Source organism: Cyanobium gracile PCC 6307 (genome assembly GCF_000316515.1).
Lineage (GTDB): Bacteria > Cyanobacteriota > Cyanobacteriia > PCC-6307 > Cyanobiaceae > Cyanobium > Cyanobium gracile.
Map to the genome: position 1 here is coordinate 2,170,583 of NC_019675.1, position 20,287 is coordinate 2,190,869.

18 protein-coding genes, 1 tRNA gene and 1 pseudogene are annotated in these 20,287 nt (G+C 66.7%); 7 read left to right on the plus strand and 13 right to left on the minus strand.

Features of this window, described 5'->3' with window-relative positions:
- Positions 1–14 precede the first annotated feature (14 nt).
- Complete coding sequence (gyrB, locus tag CYAGR_RS10555) at positions 15–1,973, minus strand: DNA topoisomerase (ATP-hydrolyzing) subunit B (RefSeq protein WP_015109794.1); 1,959 nt, start codon at positions 1,971–1,973, stop codon at positions 15–17.
- Positions 1,974–2,199: 226 nt separating this feature from the next.
- Between gyrB and miaA the strand changes: the two genes are divergently transcribed.
- Together miaA and infC are read left to right on the plus strand one after the other, a co-directional pair.
- A complete protein-coding gene (miaA, locus tag CYAGR_RS10560; RefSeq protein WP_015109795.1) occupies positions 2,200–3,135 on the plus strand; it encodes a tRNA (adenosine(37)-N6)-dimethylallyltransferase MiaA in 936 nt (311 codons plus the stop codon).
- Positions 3,136–3,155: 20 nt separating this feature from the next.
- A pseudogene (infC, locus tag CYAGR_RS10565) lies at positions 3,156–3,716 on the plus strand (translation initiation factor IF-3); the annotation flags it as partial.
- A gap of 64 nt (positions 3,717–3,780) precedes the next feature.
- On the opposite strand, the gene CYAGR_RS10570 reads toward infC, so the two are convergent.
- Positions 3,781–4,584 carry a dienelactone hydrolase family protein gene (locus CYAGR_RS10570; protein ID WP_245552507.1) on the minus strand — a complete coding sequence of 268 codons (804 nt, stop codon included), beginning with the start codon at positions 4,582–4,584 and terminating at the stop codon, positions 3,781–3,783.
- 103 nt (positions 4,585–4,687) lie between these two features.
- Between CYAGR_RS10570 and CYAGR_RS10575 the strand changes: the two genes are divergently transcribed.
- Together CYAGR_RS10575 and cysE are read left to right on the plus strand one after the other, a co-directional pair.
- Entirely contained in the window at positions 4,688–5,677 is a 990-nt protein-coding gene (locus tag CYAGR_RS10575) for a GntR family transcriptional regulator (RefSeq protein ID WP_015109798.1), read from the plus strand.
- Positions 5,678–5,689: 12 nt separating this feature from the next.
- Positions 5,690–6,439: a serine O-acetyltransferase gene (cysE, locus tag CYAGR_RS10580; protein ID WP_015109799.1), complete on the plus strand. Its 750-nt coding sequence runs from the start codon at positions 5,690–5,692 to the stop codon at positions 6,437–6,439.
- Between the two features lie 15 nt (positions 6,440–6,454).
- On the opposite strand, the gene CYAGR_RS10585 is transcribed toward cysE, so the two are convergent.
- Genes CYAGR_RS10585 through secA form a run of 3 tightly spaced genes read right to left on the minus strand, consistent with a single transcriptional unit; the run spans position 6,455 to position 10,002 of the window.
- A complete protein-coding gene (locus CYAGR_RS10585; protein WP_015109800.1) occupies positions 6,455–6,847 on the minus strand; it encodes a type II toxin-antitoxin system VapC family toxin in 393 nt (130 codons plus the stop codon).
- A complete protein-coding gene (locus CYAGR_RS10590) occupies positions 6,847–7,122 on the minus strand; it encodes a type II toxin-antitoxin system VapB family antitoxin (RefSeq protein WP_015109801.1) in 276 nt (91 codons plus the stop codon). Before CYAGR_RS10590 ends, CYAGR_RS10585 begins: the two co-directional genes overlap by 1 nt.
- Positions 7,123–7,167: 45 nt before the next feature.
- Positions 7,168–10,002: a preprotein translocase subunit SecA gene (secA, locus tag CYAGR_RS10595; protein WP_015109802.1), complete on the minus strand. Its 2,835-nt coding sequence runs from the start codon at positions 10,000–10,002 to the stop codon at positions 7,168–7,170.
- Positions 10,003–10,165: 163 nt separating this feature from the next.
- Between secA and CYAGR_RS17835 the strand changes: the two genes are divergently transcribed.
- Positions 10,166–10,627 (plus strand): GNAT family N-acetyltransferase, encoded by a 462-nt coding sequence (locus tag CYAGR_RS17835; protein ID WP_015109803.1) that lies wholly within the window; start codon positions 10,166–10,168, stop codon positions 10,625–10,627.
- A gap of 6 nt (positions 10,628–10,633) precedes the next feature.
- Here CYAGR_RS17835 and CYAGR_RS10605 read toward each other — a convergent pair.
- Positions 10,634–10,705 (minus strand) — tRNA-Gly (locus CYAGR_RS10605).
- A 139-nt stretch (positions 10,706–10,844) separates the two neighbouring features.
- On the opposite strand from CYAGR_RS10605, the gene CYAGR_RS10610 reads away from it, so the two are divergent.
- The gene (locus tag CYAGR_RS10610; protein WP_245552508.1) at positions 10,845–12,233 is read left to right on the plus strand and encodes an exopolysaccharide biosynthesis polyprenyl glycosylphosphotransferase; all 1,389 of its coding nucleotides are present in this window, start codon (positions 10,845–10,847) and stop codon (positions 12,231–12,233) included.
- A gap of 58 nt (positions 12,234–12,291) precedes the next feature.
- Entirely contained in the window at positions 12,292–13,395 is a 1,104-nt protein-coding gene (gene galE / locus CYAGR_RS10615; protein ID WP_015109805.1) for a UDP-glucose 4-epimerase GalE, read from the plus strand.
- Here the strand turns inward: galE and CYAGR_RS10620 are convergent.
- Genes CYAGR_RS10620 through CYAGR_RS17230 form a run of 7 tightly spaced genes read right to left on the minus strand, consistent with a single transcriptional unit; the run spans position 13,377 to position 20,039 of the window.
- Positions 13,377–14,195, minus strand: a complete 819-nt coding sequence (locus CYAGR_RS10620) for a glycosyltransferase (RefSeq protein ID WP_172637179.1) — start codon at positions 14,193–14,195, stop codon at positions 13,377–13,379. The genes galE and CYAGR_RS10620 overlap by 19 nt on opposite strands.
- Positions 14,192–15,094 carry a hypothetical protein gene (locus CYAGR_RS10625; RefSeq protein ID WP_015109807.1) on the minus strand — a complete coding sequence of 301 codons (903 nt, stop codon included), beginning with the start codon at positions 15,092–15,094 and terminating at the stop codon, positions 14,192–14,194. The genes CYAGR_RS10620 and CYAGR_RS10625 overlap by 4 nt, the downstream gene beginning before the upstream one ends.
- Positions 15,094–16,389, minus strand: a complete 1,296-nt coding sequence (locus CYAGR_RS16555) for a glycosyltransferase family 4 protein (protein ID WP_015109808.1) — start codon at positions 16,387–16,389, stop codon at positions 15,094–15,096. The genes CYAGR_RS10625 and CYAGR_RS16555 overlap by 1 nt, the downstream gene beginning before the upstream one ends.
- Before the next feature lie 23 nt (positions 16,390–16,412).
- Positions 16,413–17,159, minus strand: coding sequence for a CmcI family methyltransferase (locus CYAGR_RS10635; RefSeq protein WP_015109809.1), 747 nt, complete (start codon positions 17,157–17,159; stop codon positions 16,413–16,415).
- Between the two features lie 32 nt (positions 17,160–17,191).
- Positions 17,192–18,127, minus strand: coding sequence for an NAD-dependent epimerase/dehydratase family protein (locus CYAGR_RS10640; RefSeq protein ID WP_015109810.1), 936 nt, complete (start codon positions 18,125–18,127; stop codon positions 17,192–17,194).
- The gene (locus CYAGR_RS10645) at positions 18,124–19,140 is read right to left on the minus strand and encodes a glycosyltransferase family 2 protein (protein ID WP_015109811.1); all 1,017 of its coding nucleotides are present in this window, start codon (positions 19,138–19,140) and stop codon (positions 18,124–18,126) included. The genes CYAGR_RS10640 and CYAGR_RS10645 overlap by 4 nt, the downstream gene beginning before the upstream one ends.
- Complete coding sequence (locus CYAGR_RS17230; RefSeq protein WP_015109812.1) at positions 19,140–20,039, minus strand: class I SAM-dependent methyltransferase; 900 nt, start codon at positions 20,037–20,039, stop codon at positions 19,140–19,142. Before CYAGR_RS17230 ends, CYAGR_RS10645 begins: the two co-directional genes overlap by 1 nt.
- Between the last annotated feature and the right edge of the window lie 248 nt (positions 20,040–20,287).

The window sequence follows — 20,287 nt, forward strand, 5'->3', positions numbered from 1 at the left end:
AGGGCGCGGCCGCATCAGATGTCGAGCTGGGCGAAATCCAGCTCGGCGCTGTGGGTCTCGATGAACTCCCTGCGGGGGGCGACCTTGTCGCCCATCAGGATCGTGAAGATGCGATCAGCCTCGAGGGCATCCTCGATTTCCACCCGCTTCATCATGCGGGTCTCCGGGTCCATCGTGGTTTCCCAGAGCTGCTTGGGCATCATCTCGCCCAGACCCTTGAACCGCTGGATGTTGTAGTTGGCCTTCTCACCGAAGCCTTCCAGCACCTTCTTGAGCTCGTTTTCGTTGTAGCAGTAGTTGTGATTCTTGCCGCGCTCCACCTTGTAGAGGGGCGGGCAGGCGATGTAGATGTAGCCGCCCTCCACCAGCGCCTTCTGGTAGCGGTAGAAGAAGGTGAGCAGCAGGGTGCGGATGTGGGCGCCGTCGACGTCCGCGTCCGTCATGATGACGATGCGGTGGTAGCGGAGATTCTTCTCCTCGAAGTCTTCGCCCTTGATACCCAGGCCCAGGGCGGTGATCAGGGCCTGGATCTCGGTGTTCTTGTAGATCTTGGCGTCGTCGGTCTTCTCGATGTTGAGGATCTTGCCGCGCAGGGGCAGGATCGCCTGGAAGCGGCGGTCGCGACCCTGCTTGGCGGAGCCACCGGCCGAGTCCCCCTCGACGATGTAGATCTCCGACTCACTGGGATCGCGGGAGCTGCAGTCGGCCAGCTTGCCGGGCAGGGTGGAGCTCTCCAGCACCGACTTGCGCCTGACCAGCTCCCGGGCGCGGCGGGCGGCCTCGGCGGCGTTGAAGGCCTGGATCGCCTTCTCGAGGATCAGGTCGATCACCTGGGGGTTGAATTCCAGGTATTCGCCGAGGGCCTCGCCGACCGTCGTGTCGACGATGCCACGCACCTCGGTGTTGCCCAGCTTGGTCTTGGTCTGGCCCTCGAACTCCGGATCCGGCACCTTGACCGACAGCACGGCCGTGAGACCTTCGCGGATGTTCTCCCCGGCCAGATTGGCATCGGCGTCCTTGCGCTTGCCCCGCTTCTTGGCGAAGGTGTTGAGGGTGCGGGTGAGCACCGTCTTGAGGCCCTCGATGTGGGTGCCGCCGTCGACGGTGCGGATGTTGTTGGCGAAGCCCAGGATGCTGTCGGAATAGGCATCGACGCACCACTGCAGTGCCGCCTCCACCTGGACACCGTCCTTGGTGGCGTTGACGTAGATGATCTCCGGGTGGAGCGGATCCTTCTCCGCATTCATGTAAGCGACGTACTCCTTGATGCCGCCTTCGTAGTGGTAGATCTCCTCGTGGGCCGCACCATCGGCGCCGGCGGCGGCGGCGCGCTCGTCGCGGAAGACGATGCGGACACCGCCATTGAGGTAGGCCAGCTCCCGCAGCCGGGCCGAGAGGGTGTGGTAGTCGAACTCGATCCCGCCGCTGAAGATCTCGATGTCGGGCCGGAAGCGCACCGAGGTGCCGGTGTGGGCATCGGGGGCGTCCTCGGAGGCGAGGGTGCCGATCGGCAGGCCCCGCTCGAACCGCTGGCGGTGGACCTGGCCCTGACGGTGGACGGTCACCTCCACCCACTCACTGAGGGCGTTGACCACCGAGATGCCGACACCGTGCAGACCGCCGGACACCTTGTAACCGCCGCTGCCGAACTTGCCGCCGGCATGGAGCACGGTCAGCACCGTCTCCAGGGCGCTGCGGCCGGTGCGGGGATGGATGTCGGTGGGGATGCCGCGGCCGTTGTCGGTGACGCTGGCGGAGCCGTCCCCGTGCAGGGTCACCAGGATCTCGTCGCAGTGGCCCGCCAGGGCCTCGTCGACCGAGTTGTCGACGACCTCATAGACGAGATGGTGGAGACCCCGGGGCCCGGTGGTGCCGATGTACATGCCGGGCCGTTTGCGCACCGGCTCCAGGCCTTCCAGCACCTGAATCTGTTCGGCGCCGTAGGCCGCTTCGACTTTGATGGCGTCGCTCATTCAGAAAAGGGCTCCCCAGGGGGCTGACAAGGACGGCGGATCCCAGGGGCGATGGGGCGGCGATGGGGCGCAGCGACGCTCGAAGGACGCTGCGCAAAGGTCAATCTACCACCGCCGTCCCGCAGGGCCCCAGAGGCGCCTCTGAGCACCGATTCGGGCCGGGGGTGCAACCGCCCTCCGAGCCCGCCTCCGGCAGGATGGCCCGATCCCCCCGCCCAGGCCACCCGTGGCGCCCCCCTCCGGAGCCGACAGGCCCCTGGTGATCGCCCTGCTGGGCCCGACAGCGAGCGGCAAGACCGCCCTGGCGATCGAGCTGGCCGAAGCCCTCGATCTGGCCGTGCTCTCGGTGGATTCCCGCCAGATGTACCGCCACATGGACGTGGGCACGGCCAAGCCCAGCCCCGAGCAGCGGGCCCGGGTGCGCCACGAGCTGCTGGATCTGAGCGACCCCGACCGGCCCCTCACCCTTCAGGAGTTCACGGCCCTGGCCAGCGCCGCCATCGAAGCGGAGCATCGCCGCCGCGGCGTGGCCCTGCTGGTGGGGGGCAGCGGGCTCTACCTCAAGGCCCTGCTGGCGGGCCTGCGGCCGCCGGCGGTGCCGCCCCAGCCCGCCCTGAGGGCCCAGTTCGCCGCCCTGGGCCAGCCGTTCTGCCACCAGGTGCTGCGCCAGGCGGATCCGGCGGCCGCCGGTCGCATCGCCGCGGCGGATGCGGTGCGCACCAGCCGGGCCCTGGAGGTGCTCTATGCCACCGGGCGGCCCCTGTCGGCCCAGCAGGGCCAGTCCCCTCCCCCCTGGCGGGTGCTGGAGCTGGGCCTGGATCCGGCCGATCTGCCCCAGCGCATCCACCGCCGCACCGCCGCCCTCTACGCCGGCGGCCTGGTGGAGGAGACGGCGCACCTGGTCGAGCGCTTCGGGGCCGACTGCCCTCTGCTGGAGACGATCGGTTACGGCGAGGCGGCCCGGCTGCTGCGGGGGGAACTGGAGCCTGAGGCCGCCGTCGCCCTGACGGAGCGGCGCACCCGGCAGTACGCCAAGCGGCAGCGCACCTGGTTCCGGCGCCAGCACCAGCCCCTCTGGCTGACGGACGGCGTCGCGGGCCCGGCCTCGGAGGCGGATGTGCTTCAGCGTGCTCTGGGGGCGACCGCGGGCGGTTTAAGGTGAAGGACTAACCGCCCCTGTGAATGCCTCCCCGTCCCCGTTTTGATCGCCGTGCTCCCGTGCGGGAGCTGCCCAACATCAACGACCGCATCAGCTACCCCAACCTTCGTGTGGTGGATGCGGACGGCAGTCAACTGGGAGTCATCACCCGAGAGGCGGCCCTCGATGTCGCCCGCGACCGGGAGCTGGATCTGGTCCTGGTGAGCGAGAAGGCCGATCCGCCGGTCTGCCGGATCATGGATTACGGCAAATACAAGTTCGAGCAGGAGAAGAAGGCCAAGGAAGCCAAGAAGAAGTCGCACCAGACCGAAGTCAAGGAGGTGAAGATGCGCTATAAGATCGATTCGCACGACTATCAGGTGCGCATCGGTCAGGCGGTGCGCTTCCTCAAGTCCGGCGACAAGGTGAAGTGCACGGTGATCTTCCGGGGCCGGGAGATTCAGCACACGGCGCTGGCCGAACAGCTGCTGTACCGCATGGCCAAGGACCTCGAGGAGAACGCCGAGATCCAGCAGCCCCCCAAGCGGGAGGGCCGCAACATGATCATGTTCCTGAGCCCGCGCAAGCAGGCGGCCGGCAAGACGGCGGCGGCCGCGGCCGGCTGAGACACTCCGCCAGAGCCCCCCTCGGGTTCCCGGCTGAGCCGCCTCAGGCTCCCGCCCGGTGCCTGTCCGGCCCCAGCTGCTGCGCGAACGTCTCCAGCAGCAGCGACCAGCCCGCCTCCGCCGATGCGGGGTGATGGTCGGAGCGGGCCGCGCACATGAAGCCGTGCCCCCCCTCCAGCACCACCAGCCGGTGCAGCCACCCGGCAGGCGAGTCCGCGGAGCGGGCGGCATTCGCCGCGGCCAGGGCCGTTTCGATCGCCGCCACGTCGGCGGCCGGGATCAGGAGATCCTCCTTGCCGCAGATGCACAGCAGGGTGCCGCCGATCGTCGGCACCACCTCCAGGCTGGCCGGGCCACCGCCGGGGCGGCCCGACCTCACGCCGGCCCCGTAGAAATCCACCGTGGCGGCCACGCCAGGGAGGCTGGCCGCCAGCAGGGCCACGTGGCCGCCGAAGCAGAACCCCACGCACCCCAGACCTGCGGCCGCGGGGGGCAGCTGCTCCTGCAGCCACTCGGCGGCCAGGGCCACATCGGCGAGCAGCTGATCGGTGCGGGTGCGCTCCTTGTGGCTGCGCCCAAGGGCCAACTCATCCGGGCCGTAGCCCAGCTCCAGATCGGGGGCGGTGCGGGCGAACAGGGGCACCGCCAGCGCCGCGTAGCCCGCCGCCGCCAGCCGCTCCGTCACGCCCTGGATCCAGCCATTGAGGCCGAACACCTCCGGCAGCACCAGCACCCCGGCTCGGGGCGGCCCGTCGGCGGGGCGGGCCCACCAGCAGCGCAGCGGCACCTCATCCGGGCGGCGGGGGTCGATCGACTGCCAGGACGCGACGCAGGCGGAAGGGGACAAACCGGCACAGGGCAACCGGCACATGGTCGTATGCCAACGAGGGAATTGTCACGGGGCCCAAAGCTCCTTAGGGTGGCGGCCAGACCCACCTGGCCACTCCGGCGTGCGATTCCACATTCAGCAGGAGAGCGACATCCCGGCGTCGACCCAGCTGTACAACCAGATCTGCTTCGCCATCGCCGCCCGGCACTACCCCCCGGGCCACAGGCTGCCCAGCACGCGCCAGCTGGCCATGCAGACCGGCCTGCACCGCAACACCATCAGCAAGGTCTACCGCCAGCTCGAGACCGACGGCGTGGTGGAGGCGATGGCCGGCTCGGGGATCTATGTGCGTGACCAGCAGAACCCGCGCGAGATCAAGCCGCCGCCGGGCCTGCGCAGCAAGGCCCTGCCGGACATCGACCGGGAGGTGCGCCAGAGCGTCGACGGCCTGCTCAACGCCGGCTGCACCCTGCAGCAGGCCCGGGAGCTGCTCACCCGCGAGATCGACTGGCGGCTGCGCTGCGGCGCCCGGGTGCTGGTCAGCACCTCCCGGGAGGACATCGGCGCCTCGATCCTGATCGCCGAGGAGCTCAAGCCCAGCCTGGAGGTGCCCGTCGAGGTGGTGCCGATCGAGGAGCTGGAGTCGGTGCTGGAGACCTCCAGCAAGGGCACGGTGGTCACCAGCCGCTACTTCCTCCAGGAGGTGGAGCAGATCGCCAAGGTGCACGGCGTGCGGGCGGTGCCGGTGGATCTCAACGACTTCGGCCACGAACTGGGCATGCTCAAGGAGCTGCGCCCCGGCAGCTGCGTGGGCCTGGTGAGCATCAGTCCGGGGATCCTGCGGGCCGCGGAGGTGATCCTGCACAGCATGCGGGGCAACGAACTGCTGGTGATGACGGCCAATCCCGACACCAGCAGCCGCCTGCTGGCCCTGCTGCGGGCCTCCAGCCACGTGATCTGCGACAAGCCCAGCCTGCCACTGGTGGAGCAGACCCTGCGCCAGAACCGCGCCCAGCTGATGCGCCTGCCCATGGTGCACTGTGCGCAGAGCTACCTTGGCAGCGCCACCATTGACCAACTGCGCAAGGAGATCGGCCTCCTGGCGGCCTGACGGCGGGAATCCATGCTCGATGCACTCCGGGCCGACCTGGCCATCATCCGGCAGAGGGATCCGGCCGCCCGGGGCACCCTGGAGATCCTGCTCTGCTACCCGGGCTTCCACGCCCTGGAGCTGCACCGTGTCAGCCACCGCCTCTGGCGGATGGGTCTGCCCCTGATCCCCCGTCTGCTGAGCCAGCTGGGCCGCCTGCTCACCGGCGTGGAGATCCACCCGGGGGCCCGAATCGGCCGCGGGGTGTTCATCGACCACGGCATGGGGGTGGTCATCGGCGAGACCAGCGTCATCGGTGACAACTGCCTCCTCTACCAGGGGGTGACCCTCGGGGGCACGGGCAAGGAGCTCGGCAAGCGCCACCCCACCCTGATGGACAACGTGGTGGTGGGGGCGGGGGCCAAGGTGCTCGGGGCGATCACCGTGGGCACCAACACCCGCATCGGCGCCGGCTCGGTTCTGCTGCGCAACGTGGGGGCCGACAGCACCGTGGTGGGCATCCCCGGCCGGGTGATCCACCAGGCCGGGGCCCGCATCGACCCCCTGGCCCACTCGGCCCTGCCGGATGCGGAGGCGTCCGTGATCCGCAACCTGATGGAGCGGATCGACAGCCTGGAGAACGACGTCAACCGGCTTCAGGCCTGCCTGCAGGAGGTGGCCGCCGGCCGGCCCCTGAAGGAGCCCTGCACCGGCACGGCCCAGAACCTGCGCGACCGGGAGATCCTCGAGTTCCTGGGTGACAACCCAGAAATCCAAAGCTGAAGCGGCGGAGCGCCTTCAGAACACGGCCACTTTGACATCGGTTTGGGAGAAGTCGTCGCCCTTGAACAACAGGGGCCGATCCAGGGCCATGGCCAGGCCATAGCTGAAGCAATCCCCGAAGTTCAGGCCTGCCCGGTGACGACCCTTGCCGTAGTAGTGCCAACCGTGCAAGGCCCAGCGCAGATGGTTCGCATCGAAGGCCAGGGGACGGATCTCAGCTCGGCTCAGCAGCAGTTCCAGGTCAACCAATCCAGCGTCACCTACCTGGCTGACCATCACCATCTGAACCTCCAGCAGGGTGGGCATGGCAATGGTGCTGTTGCGACTCTCGCCCAAGCAGTGCAGGAGGGCCGCTGCCTCCGCTTCTGCCTTGAGGATCGCCACCAAAGCAGAGGTGTCCACCACCATCACACCGGCAACCCCTGATCGTCATAGAGCTCGTCCTGCAACTCCTTGCTGGTCACGCCCTCCGGCCACTGAATCTGGCGAAATCGCTGCAGCAGTTCCTGAAGCCGGGCATGCCGAGCCGCGACCGCACTGGCCATCTCTTCCTCCCCTTGATGGCTGCGCTCAAGCTCGGCGCTGAGGGCTTGTCGCACCGCATTGGTCACGGTGGTGGACCGGCGGGCAGCCAGCTCGCGTGCCATGGCATGCACTTCAGGATCCTTGATGTTCATGCCCATGGGTCCAAAAGGTAGAACCTGCTCAGATTCTACCCTTGCCGTTCCTCAGGCCGTGACCGCCTGCGGCACCTGGGGCTGGAACATGAACATCGAATAGATCACGTTGCGCCGCATCTGGGTCATCATCTCCAGGAACATGTCGTAGCCCTCGTTCTTGTATTCGATCAGGGGATCCTTCTGGCCGTAGCCCCGCAGACCCACCGATTCCCGCAGGGCCTCCATGGCCTGCAGGTGCTCGCGCCAGAGGGTATCGATCTGCTGGAGGATGAAGAAGCGCTCCGCCTCCCGCATCAGGCCCGGCCGCATCTGCTCGATCTGCCCCTCCTTGATGTCGTAGGCATTGCGCATCTGCTCCTGCAGGAAGGCCTTGAGCTCCTCCATCGACAGGCCGCTCACCTGATCCGGGGAGAGATCCGCCAGCAGGTAGATGAACTCCTTCACCTTCTCCACCAGGCGGGTGAGATCCCATTCCTCGGGCGGCAGATCCGGGTTCACGTAGGCCTCGACGATGTCGTCGATGGTGCGCTCGCCATAGCCGATCACCTGCTGCTTGAGCTCCCGTCCCTCCAGCACCCGGCGCCGCTCGGTGTACACCGCCTTGCGCTGGTTGTTCATCACCTCGTCGTACTCGAACACCTGCTTGCGCATGTCGTAGTAGTACGTCTCCACCTTCTTCTGAGCCCCCTCCAGGGAGCGGGTGAGCATGCCCGATTCGATCGGCATGTCCTCTTCCACCCGGAAGGCGTTCATCAGGCCCGCCACCCGGTCGCCGCCGAAGATGCGCAGCAGGTTGTCCTCCAGGGACAGGAAGAAGCGGGTGCTACCCGGGTCGCCCTGGCGACCGGCCCGGCCGCGCAGCTGGTTGTCGACACGGCGAGACTCATGGCGTTCGGTGCCGATCACGTGCAGGCCACCGGCGGTGCGGACCTGGGCCTCCTCCTGCTTCACCACCACGTCGTACTCGGCCCGCACCTGGGCGATCAGTTCCCGCAGCCGCTGGATCTGGGGATCGTCCGTGGGGGCCTTCTCGGCGGCCTGGGCGATGCGGTCCTCGAGCTCGAGCACGGTGAGGGTGCGGTCGCCCCAGGCCGCCACCAGCTCGCGGGAGAAGCCGACAAGGGCCTTCTCCGTGTCCTCGGAGAGCCTGCAGGGGTAGAGGTTGCCGATGGCGCGGGCCTCACTGGCCGGCCGGGAGCTGGGGGCCACGGCGCCGCCGAAGCCGGCCGGCGCCTCGGTGGAGCGCTGCAGGGGCACCGGCGGGCGATGGCCTTCCTCGGGGCGCACCAGCCGGGGCAGCAGCACTTCCCGCAGCTTGAGGCGGGCCATGTAGTCGCTGTTGCCCCCCAGGATGATGTCGGTGCCCCGGCCGGCCATGTTGGTGGCGATGGTGACGGCACCGGCCCGGCCCGCCTGGGCCACGATCTCGGCCTCCCGCTCCACGTTCTCCGGCTTGGCGTTGAGGAGGTTGTGGGGGATCGCCTGCTCCTGCAGCAGGGTGGAAAGCAGCTCGGACTTCTCGACGCTGGTGGTGCCCACCAGCACCGGCCGGCCGCTCCTGTGCACCTGGGCGGTCTCGGCGGCCACGGCCTGCCATTTGGCCGTTTCCGTCTTGTAGACCTGATCGGGCCAGTCGGAGCGGGAGCGGACCCGGTTGGTGGGCACCACCGCCACTTCCAGCTTGTAGGTCTTCTCGAACTCCACTTCCTCGGTCTTGGCGGTACCGGTCATGCCGGCGAGGCGGGGGTAGAGCAGGAAGAAGTTCTGGTAGGTGATGCTGGCCAGGGTCTGGGTCTCGGGCTGGATCGGCAGGGACTCCTTGGCTTCGATCGCCTGGTGCAGGCCGTCGCTCCAGCGGCGCCCCGGCATCACCCGGCCGGTGAACTCGTCGACGATCACTGCGTCGGAGTCGCGCACGATGTAGTTGACGTCCTTGACGAACAGCTCCTTGGCCTTGAGGGCGTTGTTGATGAAGTGGGCCCAGGGGTCCTGGGGGTTGAAGAGGTCCTGGACGCCGAGCAGCTGCTCGGCCTTCTGGTAACCCTCGTCGGTGAGGGTCACGTTGCGCTGCTTCTCATCGACCTCGTAGTCGCCCTCGGGATCGATGCCGTCCTTGCCCATCTCGGCGGCGCGCTCCAGCTCAGCGGCGATCCGGGCCGCCTGCATGTACTTCTCCTGGGGGCGCTCGATCTGGCCGGAGATGATCAGGGGGGTGCGGGCCTCGTCGACGAGGATCGAATCCACCTCGTCGATGATGCAGTACTCGAACTCGCGCTGCACCACCTCGGCGATGTCACTCGCCATGTTGTCGCGCAGGTAGTCGAAGCCCAGCTCGGAGTTGGTGGCGTAGGTGATGTCGCAGGCATAGTTGCGGCGCCGCTCCGGCGGGCTCATGTCCTGCTGGATCAGCCCGACGCTCAGCCCCAGGAAGCGATGGATCTGGCCCATCCACTCGGCGTCACGGCGGGCCAGGTAGTCGTTCACCGTGACCACGTGCACCCCGCGGCCGGTGAGGGCGTTGAGGTAGGCCGGCAGGGTGGCCACCAGGGTCTTGCCCTCGCCGGTCTTCATCTCGGCGATCTGGCCGTTGTGCAGCACCATGCCGCCGATCAGCTGCACGTCGAAGTGGCGCATGCCCAGCACCCGCTTGCCCGCCTCGCGCACCACCGCGAAGGCCTGGGGCAGCAGCTCATCGAGCAGGGCCTTGCGGCGGGCCGCCGTCTCGGGCTTCTCCAGCTTCTGGCGGAACTCGGCCGTCAGGCCCCTCAGTTCCTCGTCGCTGAGGGGCTCGATCTCCTCCTCCAGCAGATTGATGTCGGACACCAACGGCTGGTAACGCTTCAGCTTGCGGGCATTGGGATCACCCAGCAGCAGCTTGAGCATGGAGTTGGCCTGTCCGTAGTTTCTTACCCTACCATCGCAAAACCGTGGCCGAGAGCGAAGAATCGTGCTGCTGCAAGGGTTCTCGGCGTCTCCGTCGCCGGGGATCCGTACCCGGGGAGCCCACCGAGCAGGATTCGCAGCTGATGCGCCCCACCCCGGTCCGTTGAGCAGCGCCCCCCCCAGGCCCGAGGCCCCCTCCCTCGCCCCGATCCGGCTGGTCCGCCACGGCCGGCTGTGCCTGCGCCTGCGCTGGCGGCTGGCGGCCCTGGGCAACCTGCTCGATGGCCACAGCTTCTGGGCCACCGGCCGCCGGCCCGCCCAGCTGGGGCGGATGCTCGGCGGCAGCCAGGTGGTGGTGAGCGCCTGGCAGGGGGGCACCCTGGTGGGCTTCGGGCGGGCCACCAGCGATGGGGTGTTCCGCGCCGTGCTCTGGGACGTGGTGGTGGCCGAGGACCAGCAGGGCCGGGGGGTCGGCCGGCGGATCGTCGAGACGCTGCTGGCCAGCCCGGAGGTGGCGGCGGCCGAGCGGGTCTACCTGATGACCACCACAGGAGAAGGCTTCTACGAGAAGCTGGGCTTCAGCCGGGTGGACAGCCAGCGGCTGATGCTGAAGACGAGGCTGTAACAGACAAGCGGATGAAGAGATTCGAACTCTCGACCCTCTCCTTGGCAAGGAGATGCTCTACCACTGAGCTACATCCGCAATTCGGCCCCCGGGCCGGCTCGAAGCATGCCCCATGGGGGGCCCCTCGGTCAAATGGGGACGCCGGGACCGGATCCGGCGGCCGGGTGAGGACGCCGGCAGCGCCCATAAAGTCGGGCGGTGGCGGTGGCGGCAGCGCATGTGGTGGCGAACTCCCTGGCTGAGACAGCGACGGCTGCTGCTGGGACTCGCCCTGTTCGACGCCCTGCTGCTGCTGGGGACCTACAACAGCCTGTTTCTGCAGCGGTTCGACCGCTGGGCCGGCATCACCGGCTCGATCGTGGGCCTGACCCTGCTCTGGGTGGGAACCTCCTACCTGCTGGGGCGCTACTCCAAGCCCGACCAGGGTCAGCGGGATTCCCGGCGGCGACGGCTGGGCGCCACCGCCGTGGTCGCCCTGCTGGTGCTCACCGTCGTCGTGGTGGTTCTCAACTGGGGGCTGAAGGTCGAGGATCCACGGACGTTCCGGAATTTCGTCCTTCCCCTGCTGGGGGCCGTCACGCTGGCGTCAGGGACGGCGCAGCTGCTGGTCACCCGGCTGCTGAGCCGCCGCCAGGCCTGGCTGCTGGTGGGGGAGGAGGCCGAACTCGCGGTGGTGCAACGTGAGCTTGGCCGGGACGGCGGCCCGACCCTGCTGGATCTCCACTACTGCGACTGCCGCGCCCTGGAGCCGACGTTCGAGACGATCCTGCCGTCGGTGGACGGCATCGCCGTGAGCGAGGCGGCCGAGCTGAACGATGTCCTGCTGCAGAAACTGCTGGCGCGGCGGGAACGGGGCGCCAGTGTCTGCAGTCTCGTCATCTGGGCCGAGCACCATCTCCAGCGGGTCCCTCCGGAGCTGTTCTCGAGCCGCTGGCTGCTGCAGGCCGACGGCTTCGAGCTGCAGCCCAGCCGCTGGGGATGGCGGCTCAAACGACTGGGGGACGTCGTCGTCGCCAGCCTGCTGCTGATTCTCACGGCGCCGGTGCTGCTGGCCGCCGCCCTGGCGATCCGACTCGAGGGCGGGGGAGGCATCCTCTACCGCCAGGTCCGGACAGGACTCTATGGAGAGGCCATCGAGGTCTGGAAACTGAGGACCATGTGCGCGGAAGCGGAGACACGGGGTGCCCGCTGGGCCAGCCGCGACGACCCCCGTGTCACGCGGGTGGGGAAGCTGCTGAGACGGCTGCGCATCGACGAACTTCCCCAGTTGATTGCCGTGCTCAAGGGTGAGATGAGCCTGATCGGCCCGAGGCCGGAACGGCCCGAGATCGAAGCCACGCTGGAGCAACAGATCCAGCACTATCGCGTCCGCCACTGGGTGCGCCCCGGACTCAGCGGATGGGCGCAGGTTTGCTATCCCTATGGCGCCAGCATCGAGGACAGCAGGATGAAACTCAGCTACGACCTCTATTACCTGCGCAATGCCAGTCTGATGCTGGACACACTGATCCTGATCAAGACGATTCGCCTGCTCGCCAGAGCCAGGGGTGCCCAGCCGGATGTGCACCCCCGGGCCTCCATGGCCCGGTTCAAGACACTTCCTTGAGTCTCAGGGGATGGGCGGCCCCTAACCGCGTAGGATCCACAATCCCTGGTCATGGTCTTTGGCGACTGTACTGATCACTGGAGGGGCTGGCTTCATTGGCAGTCACACCTGTCTGGTGATGATCGGTGCCGGCCATCAGGTGGTTGTCATCGACAACCTGCACAACAGCAGCGTCGAAGCACTCCACCGGGTGGCGGAACTCTGCCAGCTCAGCCCCTGCCAGCCGGCTGCTGATCAGGACGGCGTGCATCAGGCCTGGGAGACCGCCACGGGTGATCGCCGGCTGCGCTTCATCAACGGTGACATCCGAAGCCCGGAGGCCCTCGATGGGGCGTTCCGCGCCAGCGGCGGCGGGGACGTGGCGGCCGTGCTGCATTTCGCCGGCCTCAAGGCCGTGGGTGACTCGATCCAGGAGCCGCTGAGCTACTGGCACGTGAACGTCGAAGGCACCCGCTGCCTGCTCGAGGCGATGCGGCGCCACGGCTGCCGGACGATCGTGTTCAGCAGCACCGCCGCGCTCTACGGCTGCCCGCAGCAGCTGCCGATTCCTGAGAGCGCCTGTGTCCAGCCGGCGAATCCCTACGGACAGACCAAGGCGGCGGTGGAGCGGATGCTGGCCGACATGGCGGACAGCGAGCCGGGATGGCGCATGGCCAGGTTGCGCTACTTCAACCCCGTGGGAGCGCACCCCAGCGGACGCATCGGCGAAGACCCCAATGGGGTGCCCTCCAACCTGTTCCCCCTGATCACCCAGGTGGCCATGGGACTCCGATCCCACGTGCAGATCTTCGGCTCCGACTGGCCCACACCCGATGGCACCGGCATCCGTGACTTCATCCATGTGATGGATCTGGCCGAGGGCCACAGGCAGGCCCTGGATCTACTCCTGACGACGGACGAACAGATCCTCACCCTGAATCTCGGCAGCGGACAGGGACACTCCGTGCTCGAAATGATCGCGGCCTTCGAGCGGGTCAACGGCTGTCCTGTGGCCTACGAATTCGCGCCCCGGAGGCCAGGCGATGTGGCGGAGAGTGTGGCCGATTCAACCGCGGCCCAGCATCTGCTCGGCTGGTCCACCACCCGCAATCTCGAAGACATCTGCCGGGATGGCTGGGCCTGGCGACAGCAGAACCGGCACGGTTACCGCAGCCGGAGGTAGAGCCATTTCTGCAGGGCCGCCGGCAGGAGGCGAAGGCCGAAGGCTGCCGCGGCCCACAGCAGGTTGGGCGCTGAAAACAACCGCAGCACCCGCATCGCCCGGATCCGCACATGCAGGTCGGCCCAGGCCTGCTGCCAGCCACCACGGCGCCCGAAGAACCCGGAATCACGCTGGAAGTTCAGCAGCGGTTCGGGCAGGTTGGCGAACACGAAACCCGCCCCCGCCGCCGAGATCCAGAGGTGGTAGTCCTCCGTGCGTTTCACATCCTCCCGGTAGCGGAGCCCGGAGTCGAACACGCGGCGGCGCAGCATCACCGTGGGGTGGTTCAGGGGATTGCTGCGCGGCAGGGTGGCCACGATGGCGCGATGGGCGAGGGGCATGCACTTGAGCTGCAGATAGGCACCGTGCTCGTCGACCTCATGGCAGGCCGTGCCGAGGATGTCGACCTCCGGGTGCTCCGCCAGGAAGCGGCGCTGGCGCTCCATCCTTCCGGGAAGGGATTCGTCGTCGGCATCCATCCGGGCGATCAGGCCGATGGCGGGATCACGCAGCACCTCCTCCAGCAGCTGGTTGAGGCCGTGGGCCAGCCCACGGCCCTCGGCCGCCTCCCGGAGCACCAGCCGGGCGGGGGCGGCGGCGGCACGGAAACGCCCGAGGTCGGTGAGGGTCCCCCCATCCACCCGCAGGTAGAGGAGATCGCCGGGGGCCAGGCTGGCGGCCGTGCTGCGGATGGCCCGCAGGGCCAGGGCCGGCGGGGTGTCCCCCTTCATGCAGAGCAGGGTTGCGATGGGCGCGGTCACAGCGCCGAAGCTGATTGCAGGGGAAGCTCGATCTCCACATGGGCGGCCCGAGGGACGAAATCCCGCAGGGCCTCGACATCCACCCGCTGCCCCTCGAGGAAGCGTTCGAGCAGGGCCTCGCTGGAGTAGTCATCGGAGGCGCCGGCCCGGTTGTCGAGGATCGTCTGCACCTTGTTGATCGGTGCACAGAAGGCCACCGACTGCTCGAAGCAGAGCAGGTCGGGCTTGCCCAGGGCGAAGAGGGAACTGGAGGAGGAGAGCACCTGCTCCAGGCGGTTGGGGTTGGTGTAGGGGAGCGTGCGCAGCAGGCCGATCAGATCGGCCAGGCGATAGACGGAACTGGACACCTCGATCGGGTAGCCGAAGTCGCCGGTCTGGCCCACCCAGCGAAACCGCAGACCCGACGCCATGGGCTGGAACTCCGGCAGCGGCTGGGCGCAGTTCATCGAATAGCAGCGCGTGGTGTTGCGGCCGACGCGCAGGGAGAAGCCGATGGCGGAGGGCTGCTGCTCGAGGGCTTCCGCGATCGACCGCAACGAAAAGGGCCGCACGAAGATGTTGTCGTCGACGAGAAACAGCAGCTGGTCACAGCGCGGACGCCAGGAGCGCAGCCGCAGCCGATCCAGGAGCCGGCGCCAGCGGGACGAAGGCGGGGGCTCCCGCAGACTGGCGAGCAGGTCCCGCCGGAAGGAGCGCTCCTCAACCCAGTCGATCAGGAGCCGGCCCTGGAACTCCTGCCGCAGCTGGGCATAACCCTGGGCAAACGCCTCTGAGCTGGCCCGGTGGAGCACCGTGATCGGCGTCTGCGCCGCCTCCTGGCAATGCAAGGCGAACGACGCCAGGCTCGCCTGCAGCTGCAGCGGCCGATCCTTGGAGAAGATCAGGGTGAGGACGCGCATCAGAGCTGGGGGGGAGCCGGGAACTGGTCGTGGATCGCCTCACCATCCAGCAGGGATCGGTACAGCCGTTCGTACTGGTCGGCGATGCGCTCCCAGGTGAAGTGGGCCTGCCAGGCCCGGTAAGCGGAGTCGGCCATCCGGCGGCGGCCGGGGGCATCGGCCACCAGTGCTTCCAGCCGCTGGGTTCCGGCGGCCACATCGGCCCGCACGCTGCCTTCGCGGTCGTCACTGCGCTCGCCGGGCAGCAGCTCGCCTCCCCCTGTCCAGGCGATGATCTCGGCCGCATTGCCCACCGGCGTGACCAGGAACGGCGTGTGGGAGGCGGCGGCTTCGAACAGCACCAGGGGGGAGCACTCGATCCAGGATGGGAACAGCAGCAGGTCAGCCTCCAGGAAGGCACTGACCGTGTCCTGGCGTGAGAGGGCATGGCCGAGCACCTGGCGGCCGGCCGCCGCATTGCGGCGCCGGTTGAGGCGCTTCATCACCTGCAGCTGGGTGGGGAAGGCCAGGGCCCGCAACCCCTTGCCCCGCAGCAGGTGGTACAGGCCCCGGGCCAGCTGCCGCGGGGTCAGGGAGCGGGCCAGGGACTGGGCGAAATCCGGACTGACCAGCAGCAGGGTGGCCTGCCGCAGATCGGAATGGGAGAAGATCTCGAGGGCCTCGGCCTGCCCCTTGGCCACCGACAGGTAGCCGGAGACATGCAGGATCAGTAGGTCGTCCTCGGGAATCCCGAGCCGGGCCCGCAGGCCGGGATCCCGGGGGCGCTCAAACTCCTCGGCGGCCGCCCCGTTGGGAATGATGGCGATGCGGTCGACGCCCTCGCGGCGGGCGAAGTCGATGTCGCGGTAGGAGTCGGAAAGGAAGACGCAGGTGTCGTAGCTGCGCATCCATTCGCCCATGGCGGCGAAATAGGAGGCGAAGGTGGGATCCCCCAGGGCGGAGAAGCCCGTGGGAACGAACACCTTGCGGGCCTTCAGCTGGGGCAGCAGCGGCAGCATCAGATCGGTGGCCCACTGCTGCGCCGCAAAGTTGACGATCACATCGGCATCGGAGGCGAGCAGATAGCGCTGGTAGCCGGAGACATCCCCCCAGACCCCCACCGCACTCTTGCCCTGCACATCGAAACCCCTGACCTTCACCCCCTCGATGCTGTCGCCGGTGCGCGCCGGGTCGGAGCGGGTGGCCACGGTGACGTCGTGGCCCCGGGCCACCAGCCGCTCGGAGATCTGCCGCACCACCTCCGACATGCCATGGCGGGCCGGCAGGTAGGACTCGACCGTATGGAGGATCTTCATGGGCCGGCAGGGCTGGGGCGAACCTACGCCGCAACCGGGGCGGTGGAATAGAGCAGGGTCATGCCCGGCAGGCTGAGCCCGGAATGCACCGCCCGGAAGCGGCCGGGGTGGGCGGCCAGGGACTCTTCGACGGCCTGACGGGGTCCGGTGTTGTAGCCGGAATCGGGGGACTGGAGGAAGGTGTCGTGCAGCAGCAGCACCGGGTCGAGGACGGCCGCCAGGATGCCTTCGATCTCTCGCCTGACACTGGCGTGGCTGTGGTCACCATCGAGGAAGAAGAGGGGGGAAGGGGGACGCCCGGCCCGCCCCCAGAGACCGAGGGAGGTGGTCAGACCGTCGCCCTGGTGCAGTTCCACCCCCGCCAGGCCCCGCACCATCGCGCCCCGCTGGGCGTGGGGGTGCTCGACGTGGTCGACGTCGTCGGGAAGATCGCAGGAATGGATGGTGGTGGGGATATGGAAATACTGGGCGATTTCATGGAAGATTCGCGCCGACTTGCCGATGTTGGTGCCCCATTCGAAGATCAGGGAGGGCTGGAAGCGACACACCGTCGCCGTCATCAGCATCAGTTCCTGGAGCGGAAAGGGATGGACGCCGACCACGGGAACCAGGGTGCGGGCCACGAACGCGGACGTGACCCAGCCGTCCACCTCGAACTCTTCGCAGGCGGGATTGCGGGAGGGGTTGGCCGTGCTGAGAAAGGGATCCAGGGAGGTCGAACGTTCGGCGGAGGACCCACGAAGATCCAGCAACCGCGAAAGCATTCCCATGGGTCAGGACGAAAGGAGCGGGGGGGGGGTCGTCAGGCGGAGCTGGACGCCGTCAGGGCATGCTCCCACATCTGGGCCAGCCCCTGCTCCAGGGCCACCTGGGGACGCCAGCCTGAAGTGGCGGTGAGCTTGGCGCTGTCGAGCACGTTGGCATCGACATCAAAGCGTCGCTGGGGGAGATGGTTGACAGTAATGGCCCGGCCCGCCTGGAGGGCCAGGGGGCGCAGCAGGGCAAGGGCCTCGAGATTGCTGGTGCCGATGCCGGTGCCGAGGTTGTAGATGTCTCCGTCATGGCCGCACTCCAGGGCCGCGATGATGCCACGGGCCACATCATCGACATGGATGTAATCGCGGATCGTGCCCTCGGGCCCGTAGATCTCGATGGTGCGTCCTGAAACGATCGCATCGATTGCGGCGGCGAGGAATCCCTGGCCCGATCTGGCGCGCTGCATCACCCCATAGGCGTTGGCCGGTCGCACGACCACCACCGGCAGGCCGCGTGTGTGGTGAAACATCAGGGCATAGTGATCGATGGTGAGTTTGGTGATGCCGTAGGGGCTGACGGGGGCCGTGGGATGGGTCTCGTCCATGGGCAGGGACCGGGAGCGGCCGTAGACCGTGCCGCCGGAGGAGACGATGAGCAGCCGACGCACCTTCGCCGCCATGGACTCCTCCAGCAACGCCACACTCGCCGGCAGGTTCGCCTGCAGGTCAAAGAGCGGATCACCGAAGCTAGTCTTGGGAACGGTGGCATAGGCGAGGTCGATGACTTCGCAGTCGGCCTCAAGGATCTCGGCCATCTGGGCCCGGTTGCCCAGGTCGGCGCAGCGATAGCTGCAAACGGGCACGGTGCGCTGTTCATCAGGCTGGCGCCGGCCGACGATAGTGACCTCCCGGCCGGTGGCCAGAAGCAGCTGACTGACGACGGCACCGATGAAACCGGCGCCGCCGATGACGATCGTCTTCAACGGGTCCTCCTGAAACGCTGGAGCAACCGCCAGATCCGCTTGGCGACGTTGCGGACCGGGCCCACCGTATGGAGGAGGCCATAGGCGGCGGAGTCCCGCACCATCCAGCCGGCCCGCATCGCCTCCACGCGACCCAGGGCATCCTGCCGGAGGGACAGGGCTTGGGGGTCGGGGGCAAAACTGTCGATGGCCCGCAGCAGCAGGGACTGCATGCGCGAAAAATCAGGCCGACCCGGCAGGGCTTCAGCCTCCCCATGGGTAAGGGCGGCGATGGCGACCACATCGGGATCGTCAGGAGCGAGCAGGGCCGCGGCGGCAAGATTCTCGGCGCAGATCGTGATCAGACGGCGACGGAACGGTGACGGTCCGACCCGCGACATGCTGCCGGGGATCTCGCGGTAGGCCATCAGAACCTCGCCGATATTGGCGACTTGACCGACCCGGGACAGGCGCGACCAGAGCTCGAAGTCCTCCGGGGGCTGGCGATCGGGATCCGTGGTGTAGCCACCGACCTGCTGCACAGCTTCTTTGCGCAGCATCACCGAACTGTGCACGAAGGGGTTGTTGAACAGCATCTGATAGCGCAGCTCGGCCTCATCCACGGGATGGCGATGGAAGCGATCCACGGGACGATCCACCTCCAGGATCTGGGCCCAGGTGCCCAGCAGCACGCAATCGGGATGGGATTCCATGAACGTTACTTGTTTTTCCAAACGCTCTGGATAGGAGAGATCATCCTGATCCTGACGGGCAATGTACTGACCTCTGGCATGGGCGATGCCCCGATTGAGGGTAGCCGCCAAGCCCTGATTAGGCTGACGAAAAAACCGGATTCGTGGGTCGTTAAGCCGTTCAAGAATCAAAGCGGAATCATCCGTGGAGCCATCATCGATGACAATTAGCTCATAGTCGTCATGCACCTGAACCAAAATGCTATCAATCGCGTCTTGTAGGTAGGGACTGCCATTAAAGACCGGCAAAACGACAGAGACGAGTGGGGAGACGACACTCATCACAGTTCAACCTGTTGGACAGCAGCGGACTTGACCGCCTTGACATGCCACCCATAACAGCAATACTCACTGGATCCTGAATCCGACGATGAGCACCCCTCCAAGAATCTTAGAATAACTAGAACTGCCAATCTCGCATACCATGGCACCGTCGCTAAACCATAGGAACTTGACATCAACGGAAGTCTGCGAATCTCTTGAGCAAGAAACTCGAAGTAGTTTCCATTAGGCTCTAGCTCCACCTCGACAAAACCAAGCGCTGCTAGATGTTGGAGATACCAGTTGCGCGAAAATCCAGTCGAGTAAAAATACGGAGAAAAATGGGTAAAACTGCAAAAAGGTGCAGTGATAAGTAGCTGCCCGCCTGGACCAAGCAATCGAGTGAGCTCCTTAACGGCCGCTAATGGATCGGGCAAATGCTCGAACACTTCGGTACAGAGCACTACATCAAAGGACTCGCTTGGCGCGGGAATCTCCACGATATCACAGATGTAGTCTGTTGAACCATACGTCCATCCCTCAACATGTCCCCCACGGCCATCACCCTTACCATCGTAAGCGGCATTATCCTGAGAATAGTAAAGAAGATGATCGCAGTGGTGGCGGTACTTCTGTTCACCAGAACCAGCATCGAGCAAGCGGGAGTTTGGGGGTATACCTGCCAACATCTTGCATACCCAACGATCACGATTGAGGGAATTCATGGTTCCGACCGTCAATCCGGGATCTTCGATTCGGCGAGTTAACGAAAGAGAATCGCGCAGAGATCTTTGCGCATTGATTCTGGATTGATTCCATACGTACAGCCGTCGATCGATAAATCGCTTGAATTGAATCAAAGGCCAGAGATGACGCTTCAACAGAGCCGGCTTCAGCTCACTTGCCACACGGGTTTTCATGGATGTACATTCACCAGTTGCAACAGGATAAGCGGCCATAAAGACTCATTCACGCAGAGCCTCCTCAATGCTGATTAAGGTCATCCTACAGAGTGGTATGCCATGAACGGTCGAGATGCCGCGCCCCAGCAGCAGAGGGTCACTGCGGGAAAGGCCCAGACCCAAAGGTCGATCGGCCGCATGGGTCTCATTCGGCTCACTAGTCTAAGACGAAAGGTCATGACGCTCTCGAAGGGAAAGAATAGTGA